The organism is Candidatus Amarolinea aalborgensis (assembly GCF_900491745.1).
GTDB lineage: Bacteria > Chloroflexota > Anaerolineae > SSC4 > Amarolineaceae > Amarolinea > Amarolinea aalborgensis.
Map to the genome: position 1 here is coordinate 39,290 of NZ_UETR01000005.1, position 19,622 is coordinate 58,911.

19 protein-coding genes are annotated in these 19,622 nt (G+C 61.6%); 14 read left to right on the forward strand and 5 right to left on the reverse strand.

Annotated elements, in window-relative coordinates; translation table 11 throughout:
- The first annotated feature begins 48 nt into the window (after positions 1 to 48).
- A complete protein-coding gene (locus ACPQ6D_RS08355) occupies positions 49 to 360 on the forward strand; it encodes a BrnT family toxin (RefSeq protein WP_423223857.1) in 312 nt (103 codons plus the stop codon).
- On the forward strand, positions 296 to 571 hold the full coding sequence (locus ACPQ6D_RS08360) for a hypothetical protein (protein WP_423224137.1): 276 nt from the start codon (positions 296 to 298) through the stop codon (positions 569 to 571). The genes ACPQ6D_RS08355 and ACPQ6D_RS08360 overlap by 65 nt, the downstream gene beginning before the upstream one ends.
- A 128-nt stretch (positions 572 to 699) precedes the next feature.
- On the opposite strand, the gene ACPQ6D_RS08365 is transcribed toward ACPQ6D_RS08360, so the two are convergent.
- Entirely contained in the window at positions 700 to 1,644 is a 945-nt protein-coding gene (locus ACPQ6D_RS08365; protein WP_423223858.1) for a prenyltransferase/squalene oxidase repeat-containing protein, read from the reverse strand.
- A 343-nt stretch (positions 1,645 to 1,987) separates the two neighbouring features.
- On the opposite strand from ACPQ6D_RS08365, the gene ACPQ6D_RS08370 reads away from it, so the two are divergent.
- Positions 1,988 to 2,551: a DNA-3-methyladenine glycosylase I gene (locus tag ACPQ6D_RS08370; RefSeq protein WP_423223859.1), complete on the forward strand. Its 564-nt coding sequence runs from the start codon at positions 1,988 to 1,990 to the stop codon at positions 2,549 to 2,551.
- Positions 2,552 to 2,637: 86 nt separating this feature from the next.
- On the opposite strand, the gene ACPQ6D_RS08375 is transcribed toward ACPQ6D_RS08370, so the two are convergent.
- Both ACPQ6D_RS08375 and ACPQ6D_RS08380 read right to left on the reverse strand, forming a co-directional pair.
- Positions 2,638 to 5,403: a bifunctional acetate--CoA ligase family protein/GNAT family N-acetyltransferase gene (locus ACPQ6D_RS08375; RefSeq protein ID WP_423223860.1), complete on the reverse strand. Its 2,766-nt coding sequence runs from the start codon at positions 5,401 to 5,403 to the stop codon at positions 2,638 to 2,640.
- A 28-nt stretch (positions 5,404 to 5,431) separates the two neighbouring features.
- Positions 5,432 to 5,617 (reverse strand): hypothetical protein, encoded by a 186-nt coding sequence (locus ACPQ6D_RS08380; RefSeq protein WP_423223861.1) that lies wholly within the window; start codon positions 5,615 to 5,617, stop codon positions 5,432 to 5,434.
- Positions 5,618 to 5,673: 56 nt separating this feature from the next.
- On the opposite strand from ACPQ6D_RS08380, the gene ACPQ6D_RS08385 reads away from it, so the two are divergent.
- The 3 genes from ACPQ6D_RS08385 (at position 5,674) to ACPQ6D_RS08395 (ending at position 9,403) form a co-directional block, all read left to right on the forward strand.
- On the forward strand, positions 5,674 to 7,638 hold the full coding sequence (locus tag ACPQ6D_RS08385) for an ATP-binding protein (protein WP_423223862.1): 1,965 nt from the start codon (positions 5,674 to 5,676) through the stop codon (positions 7,636 to 7,638).
- Positions 7,639 to 7,714: 76 nt separating this feature from the next.
- Positions 7,715 to 9,019, forward strand: a complete 1,305-nt coding sequence (locus ACPQ6D_RS08390) for an alpha/beta fold hydrolase (RefSeq protein ID WP_423223863.1) — start codon at positions 7,715 to 7,717, stop codon at positions 9,017 to 9,019.
- Between the two features lie 66 nt (positions 9,020 to 9,085).
- Positions 9,086 to 9,403, forward strand: a complete 318-nt coding sequence (locus tag ACPQ6D_RS08395; protein WP_423223864.1) for a hypothetical protein — start codon at positions 9,086 to 9,088, stop codon at positions 9,401 to 9,403.
- Positions 9,404 to 9,436: 33 nt separating this feature from the next.
- Here ACPQ6D_RS08395 and ACPQ6D_RS08400 read toward each other — a convergent pair whose 3' ends face one another.
- Both ACPQ6D_RS08400 and ACPQ6D_RS08405 read right to left on the reverse strand, forming a co-directional pair.
- Entirely contained in the window at positions 9,437 to 10,396 is a 960-nt protein-coding gene (locus tag ACPQ6D_RS08400) for a cation diffusion facilitator family transporter (RefSeq protein WP_423223865.1), read from the reverse strand.
- An 11-nt stretch (positions 10,397 to 10,407) separates the two neighbouring features.
- Positions 10,408 to 11,628 carry a 4Fe-4S binding protein gene (locus ACPQ6D_RS08405; protein ID WP_423223866.1) on the reverse strand — a complete coding sequence of 407 codons (1,221 nt, stop codon included), beginning with the start codon at positions 11,626 to 11,628 and terminating at the stop codon, positions 10,408 to 10,410.
- 246 nt (positions 11,629 to 11,874) lie between these two features.
- On the opposite strand from ACPQ6D_RS08405, the gene ACPQ6D_RS08410 reads away from it, so the two are divergent.
- The 8 genes from ACPQ6D_RS08410 (at position 11,875) to ACPQ6D_RS08445 (ending at position 19,616) form a co-directional block, all read left to right on the forward strand.
- Positions 11,875 to 12,222 (forward strand): ArsR/SmtB family transcription factor, encoded by a 348-nt coding sequence (locus tag ACPQ6D_RS08410; RefSeq protein WP_423223867.1) that lies wholly within the window; start codon positions 11,875 to 11,877, stop codon positions 12,220 to 12,222.
- A 4-nt stretch (positions 12,223 to 12,226) separates the two neighbouring features.
- Positions 12,227 to 14,698, forward strand: coding sequence for a heavy metal translocating P-type ATPase (locus tag ACPQ6D_RS08415; RefSeq protein ID WP_423223868.1), 2,472 nt, complete (start codon positions 12,227 to 12,229; stop codon positions 14,696 to 14,698).
- A gap of 73 nt (positions 14,699 to 14,771) precedes the next feature.
- Positions 14,772 to 15,602: a slipin family protein gene (locus ACPQ6D_RS08420; RefSeq protein ID WP_423223869.1), complete on the forward strand. Its 831-nt coding sequence runs from the start codon at positions 14,772 to 14,774 to the stop codon at positions 15,600 to 15,602.
- Between the two features lie 212 nt (positions 15,603 to 15,814).
- Positions 15,815 to 16,465, forward strand: a complete 651-nt coding sequence (locus ACPQ6D_RS08425) for a ComEA family DNA-binding protein (protein WP_423223870.1) — start codon at positions 15,815 to 15,817, stop codon at positions 16,463 to 16,465.
- 160 nt (positions 16,466 to 16,625) lie between these two features.
- On the forward strand, positions 16,626 to 17,249 hold the full coding sequence (locus tag ACPQ6D_RS08430) for a phosphoribosyltransferase family protein (protein WP_423223871.1): 624 nt from the start codon (positions 16,626 to 16,628) through the stop codon (positions 17,247 to 17,249).
- A complete protein-coding gene (locus ACPQ6D_RS08435) occupies positions 17,246 to 18,022 on the forward strand; it encodes a (Fe-S)-binding protein (RefSeq protein WP_423223872.1) in 777 nt (258 codons plus the stop codon). The genes ACPQ6D_RS08430 and ACPQ6D_RS08435 overlap by 4 nt, the downstream gene beginning before the upstream one ends.
- Before the next feature lie 26 nt (positions 18,023 to 18,048).
- Complete coding sequence (locus ACPQ6D_RS08440; protein WP_423223873.1) at positions 18,049 to 18,879, forward strand: DUF2085 domain-containing protein; 831 nt, start codon at positions 18,049 to 18,051, stop codon at positions 18,877 to 18,879.
- 131 nt (positions 18,880 to 19,010) lie between these two features.
- A complete protein-coding gene (locus tag ACPQ6D_RS08445) occupies positions 19,011 to 19,616 on the forward strand; it encodes a Yip1 family protein (protein ID WP_423223874.1) in 606 nt (201 codons plus the stop codon).
- Positions 19,617 to 19,622: the final 6 nt, after the last annotated feature.

A 19,622-nucleotide genomic window follows, 5' to 3' on the forward strand; every position in this document is an offset into this window, starting at 1 on the left:
ATGATAGAAAGCATTTGACAACCAGCAGACGACAATTACAATAGGCGTATGAACTTCGAGTGGGACGTTCCGAAGAACAAAGCCAACCTCCTCAAACACGGGATCGCGTTTGAAGACGTAACTTCGCTTTTCGAGGAAGGCGCTCGCCTACTCATTGATTACGATGACCGAGAAGAATATGGCGAAGACCGTTGGATCGGCATTGGAGCGTTGCGACAACACGTTGTAGTTGTCGTTTTCACTGAGCCTGGCCCTAACACTGTCCGTCTCATTTCTGCCCGTAGAGCAAACCGCGATGAAAGAACAAAATACTTCAACACCTTTGAAAACCGACTGGGAACGCCTGGATCGCATGACTGACGATGATATTGATTATGCAGATATCCCGCCACTGGGAGACGAGTTCTTTGCACAGGCGCGCCTGTACATTCCGCCCTCAAAACGAGCGAACTTCGTTGAATTGGACTCTGATGTCATGACCTGGTTCCAGCAACGTGACCAGCACTATCCGAACTTGATCAACGTTGTCCTGAGAAAGTATATCGAGATACAGCAGGAAATCGCCAGATAAGCAACAAACGAAATCCACGGCTCTCAACCGTGGGTTTCGCTCTCTTGGCCTACCCATCTGACAGCGCTGCGATCTGCGTAGCCAGGCTTATGCGTTTGTTCGACCTATCCTGGGGCAACCCCGCGCCTTCAGCCGCCGGACGCTCGCTGCCACCAACGCAGGACCCGCAGGGCGCGCAGGGTGTTCCAGCGGCCGGGCTGCCCCACGGCGTCCATTTCGAAGAAGACGCGGCCGGCCCAATTTTGTCCCTGCTTCCAGCGACCGTCGGCCGTGCGTTTGCTCAGCAGAAGCTCAATGGCATCCGTCATGCGTTCGTCTGCGGGCGCGTTGATCCACTGGAAGTAGTCGAGGGCGCGCAGGAAATCGTAGCGCCAGCGCGGCGGGAAGTATATCCGTGCCATGGCCGGATCAGCCACTTTGCCGGTGCGGTGCGAACGATAGAGACGATGCTGCCAGAGAAACTCGTGCGCCCGGTCAACCGCCGCCTGCACCTTGTCGGCCTCAGAGGGCGCCAGGAGCGTGTATTCGTGCAAACCTTCCAGCGCCGACAGCGTGGTGTGGAACGAGCTGTGCGTGGCGCCGTGCGGCCGTTCGCAGTTCCAGCCGCCGTCGTCCATTTGCTGGCCGAGCAGATGCGTAACGATCTGCGGCACGCGGTCATCCTGGCTGCGAAAGTAGCTGAGCAGCGCCAACACCATGCCGGTGACGCACGTTTCGCTGTACTTGTACGACTTGAAGAAGTTGATGCCGCCATCGTGGTAGAACCCTTTGTTCAGCAGCAGTGCGCAGCCGGCCTGCGCCTGCGCGTTGTCCGGAGGCAGGTCCAGGTGACGCAGCGTCAACAGGGTGTAGGTGGTCGAAATCCACTTCGGCGAGTAAAGCCCGCCGCCCCACGTGCCGGTCGGGTCTTGGCAAGCCAGCAGCTGCGCGCCCCAGCCGGTCAGCGCAACCTGCGCCCGGTCGGCCTCCCAGCGGGCAGGCGATTCATCCAACAAATCACGGCGGGTTTGCCAGCGAATGGCCGGGTCGCCCGCCAACAACCAGGCAATCGTCATCTCATCCATCGTTGTCATCAGGCCTCCTAGTCCGCTCGTATAGTTGTTGGCATCCGCATACCGATTCTACTCCATCGTTACGCATTTCCTCAAACGGTCGCCCGCGCCAGGTGCATTTCAAACTGGGGGCGGGTCGGACGCCGGGCGATTGAGATCGCTGCAGCCACTGCTAAGCCCAACCGGCGTGGGCTGCGCCCCGAAATTGAGATGCATCCCCCGCGCCCACGCGCGACAGGATCACGCCGCAAACGCAAGTCAACGGCTGTTGGTTGTTCTTTATTTGCAGGCGTTTTCGCCCACAACCCGCGCGCCCTGGGTAATTGATCCGCGCGGCGCCCGGCGATAAGACAAAGGAGAACTGATGCTCACACGCTGCGCATGGGCGGCGGCGTCCAACCCGCTTTACCTGGCCTATCATGATGAGGAATGGGGTGTGCCCCTGCATGACGACCGCGGGCTCTTCGAGATGCTGATCCTTGAAGGCATGCAGGCGGGGTTGAGTTGGTCAACCATTCTCAACAAGCGGACCAACTTCCGGCTGGCCTTCGCGGGCTTCCACGCTGCCAAAATCGCAGCCTACGATGTTGACGACGTGGCCGCGCTCTTAGCCAACCCTGGCATTGTGCGCAACCGGCTCAAAATCGCCGCCGCCATCAACAATGCCCAGGCCTTCCTGGCCCTGCAGGCGGAATTCGGCAGCTTCGACGCCTACATATGGCAGTTCGTGGGCGGCCAGCCGGTGCGCAATGCCTGGCAAGCGCTGCGCGACCTTCCCGCGCACACGCCCATCTCGGATGCGATGAGCAAAGATCTGCGGCGGCGCGGCTTCAAGTTCGTCGGCTCCACCATCTGCTACGCCTTCATGCAGGCAACCGGCATGGTCAACGACCATGTGGTCAGCTGCTTCCGCTATGACCAGGTTTGAACGGAAACAGGCCACCAACCGGGGCTTTTTGGCGCCCTGGTTCATGGCCTGTATCGCTATCCGGCAGATTGCCGCCCTGTCATGGGCTAGAGGATCAGCTCTGCTTTGACCATGGCATCCCCAGGCGTCTCGGTCAGCGTGAAGCCCAACTTCTGGCTAATGCTGCGCATCAAGTAATTGCTCGGCGCAAATTCGGCCTGGATGCGGCCCATGCCCTCAGCCCGACCCACCTCGATCAAGCGTTGCAGCAGTTCCTTGCCCAGGCCCTGCCCCTGGTAGCGGTCGTTGATCAAGAGATTGAAGCTGCCGGCGTCGGAGCCAAATACCTTCTGCAGGCGCGCAACGCCAAAGATGGCCCGCTCGCCAGTGTCTGGATCTTCGCCACGCGCCACCAACGCCATCTCACGATCGTAATCTATGAAGCACAGGCGTGAGAGGCGTTCGTGCGCCACGCGTTCGCCCAACAACATGGGGCTGAGGTAACGCATGTTGACGCTGCTCTCGGACAGCGTTTGGTGGAATTTCACCAGCATCGGCTCGTCTTCAGGCCGGATGGGCCGGATGATAGCCTTCTGGCCGTTTTTCAAGGTCCACCAGGCTGCATACTGACTCGGATAAGGGCGCACAGCCAGCCGCGGAAGCGCCTTGGCCGGCACGTCGGCGCCGTAGACTACCACGCGCGCATCGAGTGCGATCAACGACGCGCGGCCATCCGCCCTCGGCTCCATCGCCAGCAGGGGATTGATGTCAAGCTCCTTGATCCAGGGCTGCTCCACAATCAACTGACTGAAATTGACCAGGATCTGCTCCAGCGCGGCCATGTCCACTGCCTTGCGCCCGCGTACCCCTTTCAATGCCCGGCTGATCACTGTCTGTTCCACCATGCGTCGCGCCAGCGTGGTGTTGAGGGGCGGCAGTCCCAGCGAACGGTCTTTGAAGACCTCCACCAGCGGCCCACCGGAGCCGAAGAGCAGCACCGGTCCAAACTGCGGGTCCACGCTCGAACCGATGATCAGTTCATACGCGCCTTCCAGCTTGATCATCGGCTGCACGGTAACGCCCTGGAAATGCTCGGCCCCTACCCGCTCACGCACCGCCCGTTCGATCGCCCGATACGCGTAACCCACATCGTCTGCGTTTTGCAGGTTGAGGCGCACACCGCCGACGTCGGTCTTGTGTGTGATTGTTTCCGAATAGATCTTCAGCACGACGGGGTAGCCGAACTTGTCGGCCCAGGCCACGGCGTCCGCCTCACTGGTCGCAATTTCCGTAGGCACGATGGGGATATCGTACAGCGCCAGCAACTGCTTGGATTCGGTCTCAGTCATGATCGTACGGCCGGATGCGCGCACGGCATCCACCAACTGCGCTGCGTGGGCGCGATTTTGGCCGCCGGTCTCCACATCGGTGCGCAGCACAGGCGTTTCGTAGAGGCCGCGCAGGTTGTAGCTGTAACGCCACATGTAGTTGAACATGCGCGTGGCGGTGTCAGGGTAGTTGAAGGTGGGGATTGTGCCCTGATTGAGGATCGCCTCTCCCTTTTCTACGTCCGCCCCGCCCATCCAACTGGCCAGCACCGGCTTACCCGTCGTCTGGGCAAACGGCACGAGCGCCTCGGCCGTGCGCGTGGCATCCGTCATGGCCTGGGGCGTGAGGATGACGAGCAGCCCATCGCTGTTGGCGTCGCGGGCCGCAATTTCGAGCGCCTGCGCGTATCGCTGCGGGCTGGCGTCGCCCAACACATCCACCGGATTGTTGTGACTCCACGCGGATGGCAGGATCTTGTTCAGTTCCTCGTACGTGGCCTGGGACAGTTCGGCCAGCTCACCGCCGCCCATGAGCAGGGCATCGGTTGCCAGCACGCCCGGCCCGCCGGCGTTGGTGACGATCGTCAGGCGTCCCCCCGTGGGTCGCGGCTGCTTGGAAAGCACCTCGGACATATAAAAAAGATCGGAAATGCTGTTCACGCGCAGGACGCCGCTGCGCCGGAAAGCCGATTCGAGCACTTCGTCGCTGCCAGTCAACGAACCGGTATGCGAAGCGGCGGCCTTGGCTGCCCCTTCGGTGCGCCCGGGCTTGATGACAATAATCGGCTTGGTCAGCGCGATTTCACGGGCGGCCGAGAGAAACGCCCGTGCATCGCCGATCGTTTCCATGTAGATGACAATGCTCTCGGTGCGTGGATCATCGCCCAGGTAATGGATCAAATCGCCCCAGCCGACATCCAACATAGAACCGATGGAGACAAAGGCAGTGAAACCCACATTTTGCTTGAAGCTCCAGTCAAGAACGGCCGTGCACAGCGCGCCGCTTTGACTGATGAAGCCAACCTTGCCGGGGCGCGCAATGGCGTTGGCAAAGGTGGCGTTCATGCCGCTCAAGCAGTTCATCACACCCAGGCAGTTGGGGCCGATGATGCGCATCTTGTTGCGCGCCTGCGCCATGATCTGCGTCTCCAGCGCGACACCCTCCGGACCGGTCTCCTTGAAGCCGGCCGAGATGATGATCGCGCCGCGCACGCCAGATTCGACGCACTCGCCGATGATGTCGGGCACCGTGGGCGCAGGCGTCACGATCACCGCCAGGTCAATCGGGTCAGGCACCTCACGGATGCTTGGATACGCTTTGATGCCCAACACGTTGGGCCGTTTGGGGTTGATGGGGAAGATGGTGCCCCCGAAGGGACTGCTGATCAGATTCCAAAGAATGGTGCGCCCCACACTGCCTACTTTTTCGGTGGCGCCGATCAGCGCGATCGTCTGCGGGTTGAAGATGGCATGGAGCGGCTGCTGATCGTAACGGAGGTAATCGTGTGCCGGATCAATGCCCGGCGTTCGTGATGTTTGGGTCATCTTTCCATCCAGTTCTTGTTCTGTGATTTTACAGCTTATCCACGGCGTGCAGCGTGCGCTGCCGGCCACGAAACGTTGCCAACCAACGGATGCCCACGCGGCGCGTCATCCCCAGAGCCACATCGAATCCGGCCGCCAGGTCAGCGGGACGGTGGCTGTCCGAACCGAAGGTAATCCATTGATTAGTGCACTCGCTTGAGAATGATTGTAACACACGTCGTGTCGTGGTACAATACCTGCAAGCATTCTGTTACAAAATGGTCTTGTCCGATGAGCATTCTACCCATCAACCTGGATGATCTGATCAACGCCCGTTCGGTTGAGTCGGTGCGCCGCGAATTCAAAGGAACCTGGTCTGCTCCCATCCTGGATCAAACGATTCGCACGATCGGCGCCTTTGCCAACGATTTTTTCAACCTCAACGGCGGCTACATCGTGATCGGAGTGGATGAACATAACGGTTTACCGGTCTTGCCGCCGCGCGGCCTCGAAGGTTTCAATCTTGATGAGATTCAGAAACAGATTCGAGGAAACTGTAAGAAGATTGATCCTGAGTACCAACCAGTGATTGCGCCTGAGGTATACCAGGGAAAACAGATTCTGGTCATATGGGCTCCGGCCGGCGATGTGCGACCCTACCTGGCGCCAGAGGCGACCCGCGGCGGCGAGCGAAGGTATTTCGTCAGGCAAGGCGCTGAAACGGTCGAGGCCAGAAGTGAAATTCTGACCCAGCTCATGGCTATGACTGCCAAAGTTCCCTTCGACGACCGTCGCAGCCTGGGGCATACGATTGACGTGATTTCACCGGCGCTGGTTCGCAACTTCTTATCCGACATCAAGAGCGATCTCGTGTCACCGGGCGTCCAGATTGCAGATCAAGATTTGTATCGGTACCTACGAATTTCGGCCCAAGTGAACGGTTTCGATGCGCCCAGGAATGTCGCCCTCCTTTTCTTCGTCAATGAACCGGAGATCTACTTCCCAGGCGCAAGAATCGAAGTGGTGCAATTTGGAGATGGGGCCGGCGGCGACCTCATCGAAGAGAAGCTGTTCCGCGGGCCGTTGTCAGCGCAGGTGCGGCAAGCGTTGGACTATTTGGATGCCTTGAGCACTACGATGATTCGGAAGATTCCCCGGCAGGCCGAAGCCCACAAAACGGTCGCTTTTCCATACGAAGCGATGGAAGAAGCCCTGGTGAACGCAGTGTATCATCGCAGCTACGAAGGAGTGCAGGAGCCGGTAAAGGTCTACCTCTATCCTGACCGGATGGAAATCATCAGCTACCCTGGTCCGGTGCCAGGCATCGAAATGCGGCATTTCGAGGTGGGCGCGACCGTGCCTCCGGTGCCGAGTCGCAATAGGCGTATAGGTGAATTCTTGAAAGAACTTCGCCTGGCTGAAGGGCGCGGGACAGGCATTCCCAAAATCTACCGCAAGATGAATGAAAACGGTTCGCCGCGACCGATTTTTGAGTTTGATGAGAGCCGAACTTACTTTCGCGTTATTCTCCCGGCCCATCCCCAATATGTGGTCATCCACGCACTACGCGAAAGCGCCCATTTGTGGGCCGCAGGTGAGCGTCAACGGGCTATTGAGAACCTGGAAGAGGCGGCGAGTCGCGCAGCGAACTCCGGCGCGCTCGTGGCGCAGATGATTGAATATCACGCTTTCTTGGGTAATGCTCGCGCAGCTGAGAGGCTTTTTGCCAGCGTTCGCTCCGACGCGACGATGATGGATGCACATCTACCCTTCATTGCCATGGCGAGATATTACCTCGACATCGGCGAGCCCTTGAAGGCAGCAGACCTGCTTTCTCAAATTCCGTCGCCGACGAGAATTGATGACCTCATCGAGCTTGCTGTTTTGTACAAAAGGTCTGGCCGCTTTGCCGATGCACACAGCGTGTTCGCGTCAAATTACGACATGATCAAAGACAGCGCCAAAGCTGTACATGAATATGCTCAGACGAAGCTCAGGCTGTCTATGTCTTCAGCATCAAGAGACAGAGCGACGAAGCGGCGGCTGACGCGAGACGCGATTGAGTTGCTGCGACGCGCTATTCAGTTGTCTGACGATCGTGTTCGCAACGCATGGTGCTACTTCGACCTGGCCAAGGCGCTGACCTGGCTAAAAGCCCCAGATACTGAGATACGCCAGGCCTATGAAAAGGCGCTGGAGCTGCAGCCAAACGAACCACGATTCAGTGAGTCGTTCGAGGATTGGGAGCGAAAATGACAAGAATTACTACCCACACCAGAGAAATGACAGCGGCCGGCATAGTGGCTTTTCCCTAGAATCAAGGATTGATCCCATGATTTCAACCAGTTATCAGATCCCGGGCCTTGTCTTAACCGACCATGACTTCAGCGTGCCGCTCGATCATGCGCAGCCGCACGGCGAGCAGATCAGCGTTTTTGCGCGGGAGGTCGTTGCGGTTGACAAGACCCATGCGAACCTGCCCTGGCTCGTCTTTTTTCAGGGCGGCCCTGGCTATGCCTCGCCCCGCCCTGACAGCAACGGCGGTTGGCTCAAACGCGCGCTGCGAGATTACCGGGTCCTCCTGCTTGATCAGCGCGGCACCGGCCGCAGCACGCCGCTGACGTTCCAGACCCTGGCGCGCTTGCCGTCGCCCCAGGCCCAGGCCGACTATGTGAAAAACTTTCGCGCCGACGCCATCGTGCGCGATGCCGAGGCGATTCGCCAGACCCTGGCCGGCGCGGAAACGCCGTGGACTGCGCTTGGGCAGAGCTTCGGCGGTTTCTGCCTGTTGACCTATCTCTCGCTGGCCCCTCAAGGCCTGGCCGCGGCGCTCATCACCGGCGGTCTGGCCTCCCTGACCCGCCCCGTGGATGATGTCTATCGCGCCACCTATCGCCGGGTGCTGAGCCGGAATCAGCGCTTCTACGAACGCTATCCGCAGGATGTGGCGCGGGGCCAACGCATCGTGGACTACCTGCTGACGCACGATGTTCGCTTGCCGAGCGGCGGACGCCTGACTGCGCGCCGCTTCCAGCAGGTGGGCATGGGCTTTGGCGCCAGCAACGGCTTCGAAGAGGTGCATTACCTGCTGGAAAACGCCTTTGTCGCTGGCGCCCATGGCCCGGAAATCAACTTTGTCTTTCTGCGCGCGCTCGAGTCCATGCAGCCCTTTGACACCAACCCCATCTATGCCTTGCTGCACGAGCCGTGCTACTGCCAGGGCGCCGCCGCCAACTGGTCGGCGGCGCGCGTGCAAGCCGAATTCCCTGCGTTCGATCTGCACGCAGCCGCAAACGGCCAGACGCCAGTCTACTTGATGGGCGAAATGATCTTCCCGTGGATGTTCGAAGATTATGCCTACCTGCAGCCGCTGCAAGCCGCCGCGGAAATCCTGGCCGCGTACGACGGCTGGCCGCGGCTGTATGATGTGGACGTTCTGCGCGCCAACCGCGTGCCGGTGGCAGCCCTTTCCTACTACGATGATATGTATGTCGAAATGGCATTCGCAGAGGAGACAGCGCACACCGTGCGCGGCCTCAAGCTGTGGGTGACCAATGAATACGACCATAATGGCCTGCGCGCCGACGGCGAGCGTGTGCTGGGCCGCCTGTTGGACATGCTGCACGGCGCAGTCTAAACTGATCACGCCGGTCCACGCAATCGCGTGCAGCCGTTGGCCGGCAAGAACGACAAGGGGACTTAGATGGGATTTTTCGATACGCTCAAATCCGTCTTCAAGGGCGGCGGCGATCGCAAGCCGCCGGATGCCAGCGCCTGGTACTACGTGCGCTGCCAGCGCTGCGGCGAAGTCATCAGGGCGCGGGTGGACATGCGCAATGATCCGAGCGAAGATGACGACGGACAGTACATCGTACGAAAAACGCTGGTCGGGGGCGCGCGCCGCTGCTTTGCCCGCCTGGAAATGACCCTGACCTTGGACGCCGGCCGCCGCCTGCAAAGCCAGGAGGTGACAGGCGGCGAGTTCGTCACAGAGGCCGATTACACGGCGTCCCTGGCGTAGGGCAGGCCCGGCTGCGCCAGCGTGTGCCACACGCTACGATCCAGACGCCGCAGGTGGAGATGCACTGACCGCCGGCAGCGCCTCGACCGCGGCCTCGCGATCGAGCTGCGTATCTTCCCAAGACACCGGGTCTTCCAATGGCTCCAGGTGCGTCACGATGGTGACGCCCGTCAGCGCCTCGCGCACCTCGCGTTCAATCTGCTCCAGCAGTTGATGGCCTTGCTGCACCGTCCACTGGCCAGGCACCAGGATGTGAACCGACATGAAGCGCCGCGAAGCCGATTGGCGCGTGCGCAAAGCATGGAACTGCAGACCATGCACGCGATACTTGTCCAGGATATTGGTCACAATGCCGCGTTCAGGGACGGGCCAGGCTGTATCGAGCAGCCCAAGCGCCGAGCGCCGCACGAGCTGCACGCCCGACCAAACGATGTTGAGCGCAACGGCAATGGCAATCAGCGGATCCAGGCGCTCCCAGCCGGTCAATGCCACGGCCCCGATGCCGGCCACCACCCCGACCGAGGTCCAGACGTCGGTCATCAAATGCTGCGAGTCCGCCTCCAGCGTGATCGAGCCGAAGCGCTTGCCCGCGCGCCGCAGCACCAGGGCCACGCCCAGGTTGATGAGCGAGGCCAGCACGGAAATGCCCAGGCCCAGGCCAACCGCTTCTAACGGCTGCGGGTGCAGGAGGCGATTCCACGCCGCAACGCCGATGCTGATGGCCGCCACCAGGATCAACGCGCCTTCCACGCCGCTGCTGAAATACTCGGCCTTGTCATGCCCATAGACATGATCCTCGTCGGGCGGCCGCGCGGCCACGGTCAACATCGCCAGCGCCATCAGGGCGGCCGCCAGGTTGACCACCGATTCGAGGGCATCGGACAAGAGGCCAACCGAACCGGTGACGAAATAGGCGGCCGTCTTCAGGCCGATGGTCAAGATGGCCGCGGCAATCGAAAGCCAGGCGAAACGCGTCAACGAAGGTCGGTGCATGATCTATCCTTTCAATGACTGATCGTCTTGGTCAGTGATTTGTTGCACACATAGCATGTGGGGCGAAGTGAGGTATCGGTCAGTGTTTGGCAGACGGCGCACGGGTTGAGCTGACCACTGCGCAGGGGAACTTTCACACGTCGGCCGAGTTGGGTCGGGTCAACCGCGGCGCCGTACGTGATTGCAGCTTCGGGGCAAGCCGCCGCACAGATACCGCAGTCCACGCAGTCAGCGGCAATGAAACTAAGGTCAAACGCAGTCAAGGGCGCAGCATCTGGCGTGGAAGCCGCTTGCTCTTGCGTTGTCCAGCGAATCGCCGCCGTGGGGCAGAACCGCGCGCAGAGGCTGCACGCGCTGCATTCTGCACTGACTTCAACGGTAGCCCACGGCAGATCGCTGACATCAAGCGCCGGCGCGGAAGGCTGACCGAGTCGAGACAAAGCCGCCGTCAGGTGGCGGCGTTGATAGGGCACTTCATCGCCGCGCTGCAGTGGCGGCACGATGGTCATGTCAGGCGGCGCTAACGGATCAACAGCCACCGCGGAGACCACCTGCGCGGTCGTGCGCCGCAAGAAGGTCAGGAATTCGCGGCGTGAATAGGACGGCTGCTGACCGGAAAAGAGATCCACGCGATGCGATGCAACCAGCGCGCCTGGCTCGGTGAGCTGCGTACGCAGTTTCACCGCATGACCCCAGACTGCCAGCAAGCGATCAGCATGCGCCGCCGTCTCGCGAATCAGGGGCGCGGCCTTGCCGAGTGGACACCCGGCGCAGCCGCTGTCATTCAGCCACAGGTTGCGCTGCCGTGGTCTTGCCAGGTCCAGTAGCTCACCCAGGGAGAGCGCCGCCAGGCAGCGGCCGGTCTGTAACACCGCCTCCACGGGCGCGGCGGTTTTGTCGGCATGCCCATTGGCCGGGCACGTCAGTTCCAGCGCGCGCGCGGTGAGCGGCGCTGCGGCATCCAACAGCTTCTGATCATCCTGCATTTGCCTGGGAGTTGAAAAGACGCCCGTTGGACATTCCTTGAGGCAAACTCCGCACTGCACGCAGGCCTCCGGCTCGATCTGCACGTTCGGTCCGTAAACCGAGATTGCGGCGACCGGACACGCCTGCGCGCAAAGATCGCAGTTGGCCGCCTTGAATCGGCGATTGAGGCACAGGCCGTCATTGACAGCCGGCGTCTCGGCGCTGAATGTGGCGAAAAGTTTGGTCAGGAGCGTGAGATCAGGCATCTGGCAATCTACTCATCAGAGATAAAGGCCTGGCCGAAAAGCGCCATGTGGTCGCGACGCCCTTTCTAGCCAGTCTCCAGAGCAACAGGCAGTCGCTCAGCGCTGGTCAAGTATTGCATGCGCTGTTTCGATTGTATCACAGGGTCATGGGCAGGTCAAAGCACCGCACGGCAGATTGACAAACGGCGCTTCCTGTGCTAACATATGAATGGTTATTCATATGTTAGCGAATGAACGGCGGATTTGATGGATCCCAGTGTGATCAACATGGTAGATGAACATCCCTTGCAACAGGCTGTTCCGTTGCTGGCGCCTGAGCAAGCTGCGCGTCTGGCTGATCTTTTCAAGTCGCTGAGCGATCCAACACGCGTGCGTCTGATGTCGGCGCTGGCGCAGACGCCAGAACTGTGCGTCAGCGATCTCAGCACGCTCTTGGGCATGGGGCAGTCGGCGGTTTCGCACCAACTGGCCTACCTGCGTGAGATGAGCCTGGTGCGCATGCGCCGCGCCGGACGCCACATCTTCTACGCCCTGGACGATGATCATATTCAACGCCTGTTCGAGCAAGGTCTCGATCACGTGCGACATGGGTGATTCTGTGCAAAAGATCAAACTTGACCTGCCGGTCATTTTACCTGCAAACGGGGATTGCCAGCCCTGCACCGAACGTCTGTTGGAGACCTTGCGCCAGCGCGGCGGCCTCTTCGAGGCCCATCTCGATCACAACGGCGGCCAGGCGGCTCAACTATGCCTCCACTATGACCCCAGCCTGGTGACGATGGCCATGGTGGAGCAGCATGCGCGCGAGGCTGGCATCAGCGTGCAGCAGCGCTATCGTCACCGTGAGTTGACCATCGAAGGCATGGACTGCGCCGATTGCGCCCTGAAGCTGGAGCGCGGGGTGGGCCAGCTGAACGGGGTGCTGAACGCTGCGGTCAACTTCACGGCCGGCAAGATGTGGGTTGAGTATGACACCGATGCCGTGGACCAGAGCGTCATCGCCGGACGCATCCATCGGCTGGGCTATGCGGTGAAGGAAGAAGGCGCAGAAACCACGGGCGCGCAAGAAACAGCGCCAGCCTTCGTGCGCTTCCTCACGGCGCACCCGCGAGATGTCTCCACGCTGCTGGCGGGGCTGCTGCTGGCGGCGGCTGGCGCGCTGACGCTGGCTGGCGCGGCCGGCTGGATGGTCAATGCCGTGGCTGTGCTCGCAACCGCCACAGGCGGCTGGTTCGTGGCGCGACGGGGACTCAGCGCGCTGTGGATCAATCGCGAGCTGGACATGAACTTCCTCATGACGCTGGCAGCCGTCGGCGCGCTGGTCATCGGGGAGGTGCAGGAAGCCGCGCTGGTCATGTTCCTCTTCAGCCTGGGCGAAACGCTTGAAGCCTACACGATGGATCGTGCGCGCCAGAGCATCCGCAGCCTGTTGACGCTGGCGCCGGCCACGGCCACCCGCCTGACGGGCTGTCTGGACTGCGAGGAGCATCTGGGACAGGATGGCTACAGCGGCGGGATTTGCCCCTTCTGCGCGCAGCATGAGACGCGCGTGCCCGTGGCTGAACTGCGCGTGGGCGACCTGATCCTGGTCAAAGCGGGCGAACGCATCGCCATGGATGGAATCGTCACGGCTGGCAGCTCCACGGTCAATCAGGCTTCTGTCACCGGCGAAAGCGCGCCGGTAGACAAAGCCGTGCACGCCGAGGTCTTTGCCGGCACGCTCAATGGCAGCGGCGCGCTCGAAGTGCAGGTCACGCACCTGGCGGCCGATAACACGATCAGCCGTTTGATTCACCTGGTAGAACAGGCGCAGGCGCAGAAGGCGCCCACGCAGCGCTGGGTTGACCGCTTTGCGCGCATCTACACTCCCGCCGTGGTGGTGGGCGCGCTGTTCATCGCCCTGGCGCCTCCGCTCCTGGCCGGCCAGCCTTTCTGGAATCTGCCCGACGGAGCGCACGGCTGGCTCTACCGGGCGCTGACCATGCTGGTGATCGCGTGCCCCTGCGCGCTGGTCATCTCCACGCCGGTCAGCATTGTCAGCGCCATCAGCCGCGCGGCGCAGCAGGGCATTTTGATCAAAGGCGGCGCCTATCTGGAGGCGGTTGGTCGCTTGCGCGTCGTCGCCTTTGACAAGACCGGCACGTTGACGGAGGGCGAACCGGCCCTGACCGACCTGACGCCCAACCCAGACGCTGGGATGACAGCCAACGAGGTGCTGGCCGTGGCCGCAGCCGTCGAAAGCCGCTCCGAGCATCCGTTGGCGCAGGCTGTGGTGCGCGCGGCGCTTGAAAGAGGTCTCACGGTGATACCCGCGCTGGAGGTGCAGGCCTTGAGCGGTCGTGGCGCGCGCGGGCTGGTGGCGGGAAGCGATATCCTGGTAGGCAGCGTGGCCTTGTTTGAAGAGTTCGGGCAGATCCTGACGCCTGGCCTGACCCAGGCTGTGGCCGATTTGGAGGCAGCCGGGAAGACGGTCATGCTGGTGGGAAGAGCGACTGGGCCGGTGCTCGGTCTACTGGCCGTGGCTGACCGCGTGCGGCCGGATGCGCGCGAGGCGCTGGTCAGCCTTAAGCGTGCGGGCATCACCCACACCGTCATGCTGACTGGCGACAATGAGCGCACCGCACAGGCCATTGCCCGGCAAGCTGGCGTGGATGAGGTGCGTGCGAGCCTGCGGCCGGCGCAGAAAGTGGCCGCGGTGGAAGCGCTGCTGGCGACGTATGGCGCGGCGGCGATGGTGGGCGACGGCGTCAACGACGCGCCCGCCCTCGCCCGCGCATCAGTCGGCGTGGCCATGGGTGGCGCGGGCAGCGACCAGGCGCTGGAGACGGCCGATGTCGTGTTGATGGGGGATGATTTGCGCAAGCTGCCAACGCTGATCGCCTTGAGCCGTCGCGCCTGGCGCATCGTTCAGCAAAATATCCTTCTCAGTCTGAGCATCAAGGCGGTGTTCATGACGTTGGCCCTGTTTGGCGCCGCCACCCTCTGGATGGCGGTTTTCGCCGACATGGGCGCCTCGCTGATCGTCATCTTCAACGGCATGCGGCTGTTGCGCCGCGCCGCGAGCGAATGAGGACTGTCATCAGTCAGAAGCCGGCAGGCAAACCCATCGGGCGCGCCTGCCCAAATTAAAAGGGGGTTCGAGTATGTATTCCGTTATTGGATTTATCGTTCTGCTGCTGTTCGTTCTGGCCTCATCGGCCATCAAGATCGTACAGGAGTACGAGCGCGGCGTCATTTTCCGCCTGGGGCGGCTGATTGGCGCCAAGGGACCGGGTCTCTTCCTGATCATCCCGTTTGTGGATCGCTTCGTCAAGGTGGATCTGCGCACGATCACGCTCGATGTGCCGGCACAGGAAGCGATCACCAAGGATAATATCACCGTCAAAGTGAACGCGGTCGTCTACTTCCGGGTGGTGGATCCATCGGCCTCGGTTGTCAACGTGGAGGACTATCGCCGGGCGACGTGGAACATTGCGCAGACAACGCTGCGTAACGTGCTGGGCCAGTCGGAACTGGACGAGCTGCTGCAGCATCGCGAAAGCATCAACTCCAAGCTGCAGCGTATCATTGACGAAGCCACCGAACCGTGGGGCGTCAAGGTCTCCATCGTGGAAGTGAAGGACGTGGAACTGCCGCAAACGATGCAGCGCGCGATGGCGCGGCAGGCCGAAGCCGAGCGTGAGAAGCGCGCCAAGATCATTCATGCCGAAGGTGAATTCCAGGCTGCGGTGCAGCTGCGCAACGCCGCCAAGACCATGTCGGACGAGCCGATCGCCATTCAACTCCGCTACCTGCAGACGCTAACCGAAATCGCCGTGGAGAAGAACTCGACGATCATCTTCCCCCTGCCCATTGACCTCTTGACCATCTTACGCAGCATGGTTACGTCTCTGCCAATGGTGTCCACACCCGAAGCAAGCGTCCCGGCCTTGACCACGCCCGCGACCAGCGCCCCCGACGTGGCCGTGGGCTAGGGATGTATGTGAGTTTTGGGGCGTAGCCCACCTTCTTGGGCTACGTCGAGGTTGCCGCGATTCCAATCGCCCGGCGCGTCAGGCGTCGGGCGATTGTCATTTGGCGCAAAGTCCGGGTGAATGTATTACCAGCCGCGCGCGAAATCAGAGCCGGTGCGTGCGTTAGGCGCTTCTGAAGGCTCCATGCCTCATTCCACCGGCGGACGGCGCCTATGAACGACTGGATGCAGCGCAACTTCAAGACCCTGGCCCTGACTCTGCTTTGGCTGCTCAGCCTGGGCGGCGTTGCGCTGTTCGTGCGCCGTCCAACGCCTACCCCCATCGAGATCATTCCGCCGCCCACGGCCACGGCGACGCCGCTGCCCACAGTCACGCCGACGCCGTCTCCGTTGCGCGTTTACGTCAGCGGGGCCGTATCCAAGCCAGACGTTTATGTCCTCACGCCAGGCGCGATCGTCAAGGATGCAATCAGCGCGGCTGGGGGCTTTGGGCCAAACGCCGACCGCGCCAACATCAATCTGGCCCAGCCGCTGTACGACGGCGCGCAGGTGCATGTAGCGAGCGAGGTGGCGCAGGCGACATCGCCGCCGGTCGGAGTCAGCGGACCAGTGGCAACGCCCACCGTCGCGCCCACCAACCTCTCGAACCTGCCGCCAGCCAAAGCCACCCTCGCGCCCGGGACCAAGATCAACATCAACACCGCCAGCCTCAGCGAGCTGCAGCAGCTGCCCGGCATCGGGCCAGCCATGGCGCAGCGCATCGTGGAAGGTCGGCCCTATCGAAGCCCGCAGGATCTGAAAAAAGTCAAGGGCATTGGCGATGTGACGTACGGCAAACTGGCGCCGTTGATTACGGTGCAGTAAAGTGAGCCGGAGCGTCAACCCCGATCTGACTCGCTGCGTAGGACATGAAAAACCCCGCAGCGCCCCTTCTGCTATCGGTCATCTCCCTATCCTCATTTTCAATCAGGCCATGGCGTGGTATAATCCGCACGTCAGATTAACGAAGGAGGCCTGACAGCCCATGACCATTCTGAATCGCATCAACCGCATGGTGTTAGAGCACGGACGTGTGGTCAACGATTCTATCCTGAGTGTGGACACCCTGCTCAATCACCGCATTGACTATGCGTTCAGCGCCTACTGCGGCGACGCGCTGGCGCATCTGGTCAAAGGCCAGCCAGTTGATGTCATTCTCACGGCCGAAGCCAGCGGCATCAGCGTGGCCGTCTTCATGGCGATCGTCCTCAACAACGAGCAGTGGCCGCACCCGGCGGCCGTTGTTTTTGCCAAGAAGAGCCGCCCGGTCACGCTGGCTGAGGATGGCTTCTATGTGATCAACAGTTACAGCCGCACCAAAGAGCGACCAGTGCAGCTTTTCCTGGGTAAACATGTCATTGCGCCTGGCGCGCGCGTCTTCATCGTGGATGACTTCATGGCGCGCGGCACCACCATGTCCGCGCTCGGCGACCTGGTCCTGCAAGCCGGCGCGCAGATCGTCGGCTTCGGCGCTGTCATCGAGAAGGTGTTCGAAAACGGTCGCCAAGAACTACAGCGGTTTGGCGCGCCGGTTCATGCGCTCGTGCAGGTCACATCGCTGGCGGGCGGTCGCATTCACCTGGCCGCCATCCCTGAGGCGGCCGCGTGACTCCCTGCGACCTCTTTGTCACGTGCTTGATTGACCTATTCTACCCTGACACCGGCGAGTCCGCGGTAGCGGTGTTAGAAAAACACGGCGGCCAGGTCAACTTTCGACCGACGCAGGAGTGCTGCGGCCGCTTTGCGCTCGAAGCCGGCTACGTCAACGACGCCATCCAGCAGGCGCAGCATTTCTGTGATCTCTTTGCCGATGCCGAGAACATCGTTGTGCCCTCCGCGGCCTGCGCGGCGATGATCAAGCTCGAGTACCCGCGCCTTCTGCCCAACGATCCACGGGCGGCGACGCTGGCCGGCCGCACGTGGGAATTCAGCCAGTTCTTGGTTGATATCCTGCACGTCAGCGATCCGGAGGTGGCCTACGCAGGGAAGATCGCCTACCAACCGGCCTGCCATCTCCTGCACGATCTGCACAGCGCAGGCCAGGCGCCTGCGCTCCTCAACGCCGTACAGGGCGCCGCGTTGGTGTCCTGGCGCGAATCCGATGAATGCTGCGGCTTTGGCGGCCCCTTTGCACTCAATCTGCCGGAGATAGCGGACTCGATTCTCGAAAGTCATGTTCGCCATATCGAAGCCAGCGGCGCTGATCTTGTGGTCACCTGTGACCCCGGCTGCCTGCTGCACCTCAAGAGCGGGCTGACTCGCGAGGGGTGTCGAGCGCCAGCCGTGCACCTGGCGGACCTGTTGGCCGGCCAGGTCACGCCGCCGGTGCGCCCACCGCCGGCCAAGCCGGTCAAACCGAAGCTGCGTCCGCGCCCCTGGTAGACTGCCGCCCATTTGGAGACAGAATCGTGACCGTTCACCCTTCGTCCTGGCAGTATCCCGATCCATCGCCTCCCGACAGCCGCCGCGACTGGCTGCTGCTCGGCCTGGCCGTGATCGCCATCATCGGCATCACGCTGCTGGCGCCGGGCGGGCTGCTCGACAAAGCCGACAAAGTGGGCTATGCGGTTTGCCATCGCATCACCGTACGTTCCTTCTTGATCGGTGAGCGGCAGATGCCGCTCTGTGCGCGCTGCACCGGCCAGTACCTGGGCGCGGTCGCCGGCCTGCTCTATCTCTTGATCCGCAGGCGCGGGCGCGCCAGCGAGCTGCCAGCCACGCCGGTGCTGGGCGTACTCTTTCTCTTCCTCGGTCTCTGGGCCTTCGATGGCGTCAATTCGTACTTGACTCTCTTCCCTGGCATGCCGCATCTGTACGAGCCGCACAATATCTTGCGCGTGAGCACCGGCCTGCTGCAAGGATTTGCCGTGATCAGCCTGGTATGGCCTGTTTTCAACCTGACGGCCTGGGCGCAGCCTGACCCGCAGCGCTCGCTTGACCATGTGCGCGAGCTGGCCCTGCTGGTGGGCGTAGGCGCGCTGCTCGTGCTGGCGCTGCAGAGCGACGTGGAAGCCATCTTGTTCCCCCTGGCGCTGATCAGCGCGCTGGGCACACTGCTGATGCTGACACTGGTGCTGACGGTAATGGTTCTGCTGATTCTGCGCCGCGCCAACCGCGCACGCGCGTGGCGGCATCTCATTATGACGCTGGCGCTCGGCCTTGCCTCCAGCCTGACCCTCATCGCGCTGATTGACGCCGGCCGCGCGGCATTGACCCAGGCGCTGGGTTTACCGTTTTAACCACGCATCCCGACTGGCCTGGATTGCCAGACGCATCGAAATTTGCTATAATGCGTCTTGTTGTTTGATCCCCACGGTTCTCCCACCCAATTCTCTCTTTTTTTCTCATCACGATCGCAGGAGGCATTGTCATGATTCAGGGTGTCAATTTCAGCGAAATGATCAACCAGAGCATCAAGGTGCTCACCCAACCCCGCATCGAAACCTTCGAGCAGTTCGAGAAGCACGGCGGCCAGCGCGAGGCGCTGACCTATGTGGCCGTGGCCGCGGGCCTGGCCGGCATCGTCGCCTTGATTGTCGGCATTATCACCGGTGGTATTGGCGGCGCCATCATCGCGTTGGTGGGCGCGCTCGTGGCCCCGTTGCTGTCCTTCTTTATCTTTGCCTTTGTCGTCAACTGGATGGGCAAACAGCAGGGCGGCACGGGCACGCAGGATGAGGTGTTCTACTCCTGCGCCCTCTACACCGCGCCCATTCTGGCCGTCACCGGCATCGTGGGCAACATTCCAGTCCTCGGTTGTCTGTTCGCCCCCGTCAGCCTGATTTTGGGGCTCTACCAAATCTATCTCGGCTACCTGGCCACGCGTTCCTCGATGAACCTGGATCAGAATAAGGCGATCATCACTGTAATCGTTGCCATCATCGCGCAGTGGATTGTCTTCGCTGTGATCACCGCGATTGTCGCCGCGATTGCGGTCGGCATCGGTGTGAGTTCAGGCGCCATCAAGCTGCAGTAGGAGGGG

Coding starts and splice junctions, on each gene's coding strand:
- ACPQ6D_RS08355 (WP_423223857.1), top strand. CDS start 49: ATGAACTTCGAGTGGGACGTTCCGAAGAACAAAGCCAACCTCCTCAAA.
- ACPQ6D_RS08360 (WP_423224137.1), top strand. CDS start 296: ATGAAAGAACAAAATACTTCAACACCTTTGAAAACCGACTGGGAACGC.
- ACPQ6D_RS08365 (WP_423223858.1), bottom strand. CDS start 1,644: ATGACAACGATGGATGAGATGACGATTGCCTGGTTGTTGGCGGGCGAC.
- ACPQ6D_RS08370 (WP_423223859.1), top strand. CDS start 1,988: ATGCTCACACGCTGCGCATGGGCGGCGGCGTCCAACCCGCTTTACCTG.
- ACPQ6D_RS08375 (WP_423223860.1), bottom strand. CDS start 5,403: ATGACCCAAACATCACGAACGCCGGGCATTGATCCGGCACACGATTAC.
- ACPQ6D_RS08385 (WP_423223862.1), top strand. CDS start 5,674: ATGAGCATTCTACCCATCAACCTGGATGATCTGATCAACGCCCGTTCG.
- ACPQ6D_RS08390 (WP_423223863.1), top strand. CDS start 7,715: ATGATTTCAACCAGTTATCAGATCCCGGGCCTTGTCTTAACCGACCAT.
- ACPQ6D_RS08395 (WP_423223864.1), top strand. CDS start 9,086: ATGGGATTTTTCGATACGCTCAAATCCGTCTTCAAGGGCGGCGGCGAT.
- ACPQ6D_RS08400 (WP_423223865.1), bottom strand. CDS start 10,396: ATGCACCGACCTTCGTTGACGCGTTTCGCCTGGCTTTCGATTGCCGCG.
- ACPQ6D_RS08405 (WP_423223866.1), bottom strand. CDS start 11,628: ATGCCTGATCTCACGCTCCTGACCAAACTTTTCGCCACATTCAGCGCC.
- ACPQ6D_RS08410 (WP_423223867.1), top strand. CDS start 11,875: ATGGATCCCAGTGTGATCAACATGGTAGATGAACATCCCTTGCAACAG.
- ACPQ6D_RS08420 (WP_423223869.1), top strand. CDS start 14,772: ATGTATTCCGTTATTGGATTTATCGTTCTGCTGCTGTTCGTTCTGGCC.
- ACPQ6D_RS08425 (WP_423223870.1), top strand. CDS start 15,815: ATGAACGACTGGATGCAGCGCAACTTCAAGACCCTGGCCCTGACTCTG.
- ACPQ6D_RS08430 (WP_423223871.1), top strand. CDS start 16,626: ATGACCATTCTGAATCGCATCAACCGCATGGTGTTAGAGCACGGACGT.
- ACPQ6D_RS08445 (WP_423223874.1), top strand. CDS start 19,011: ATGATTCAGGGTGTCAATTTCAGCGAAATGATCAACCAGAGCATCAAG.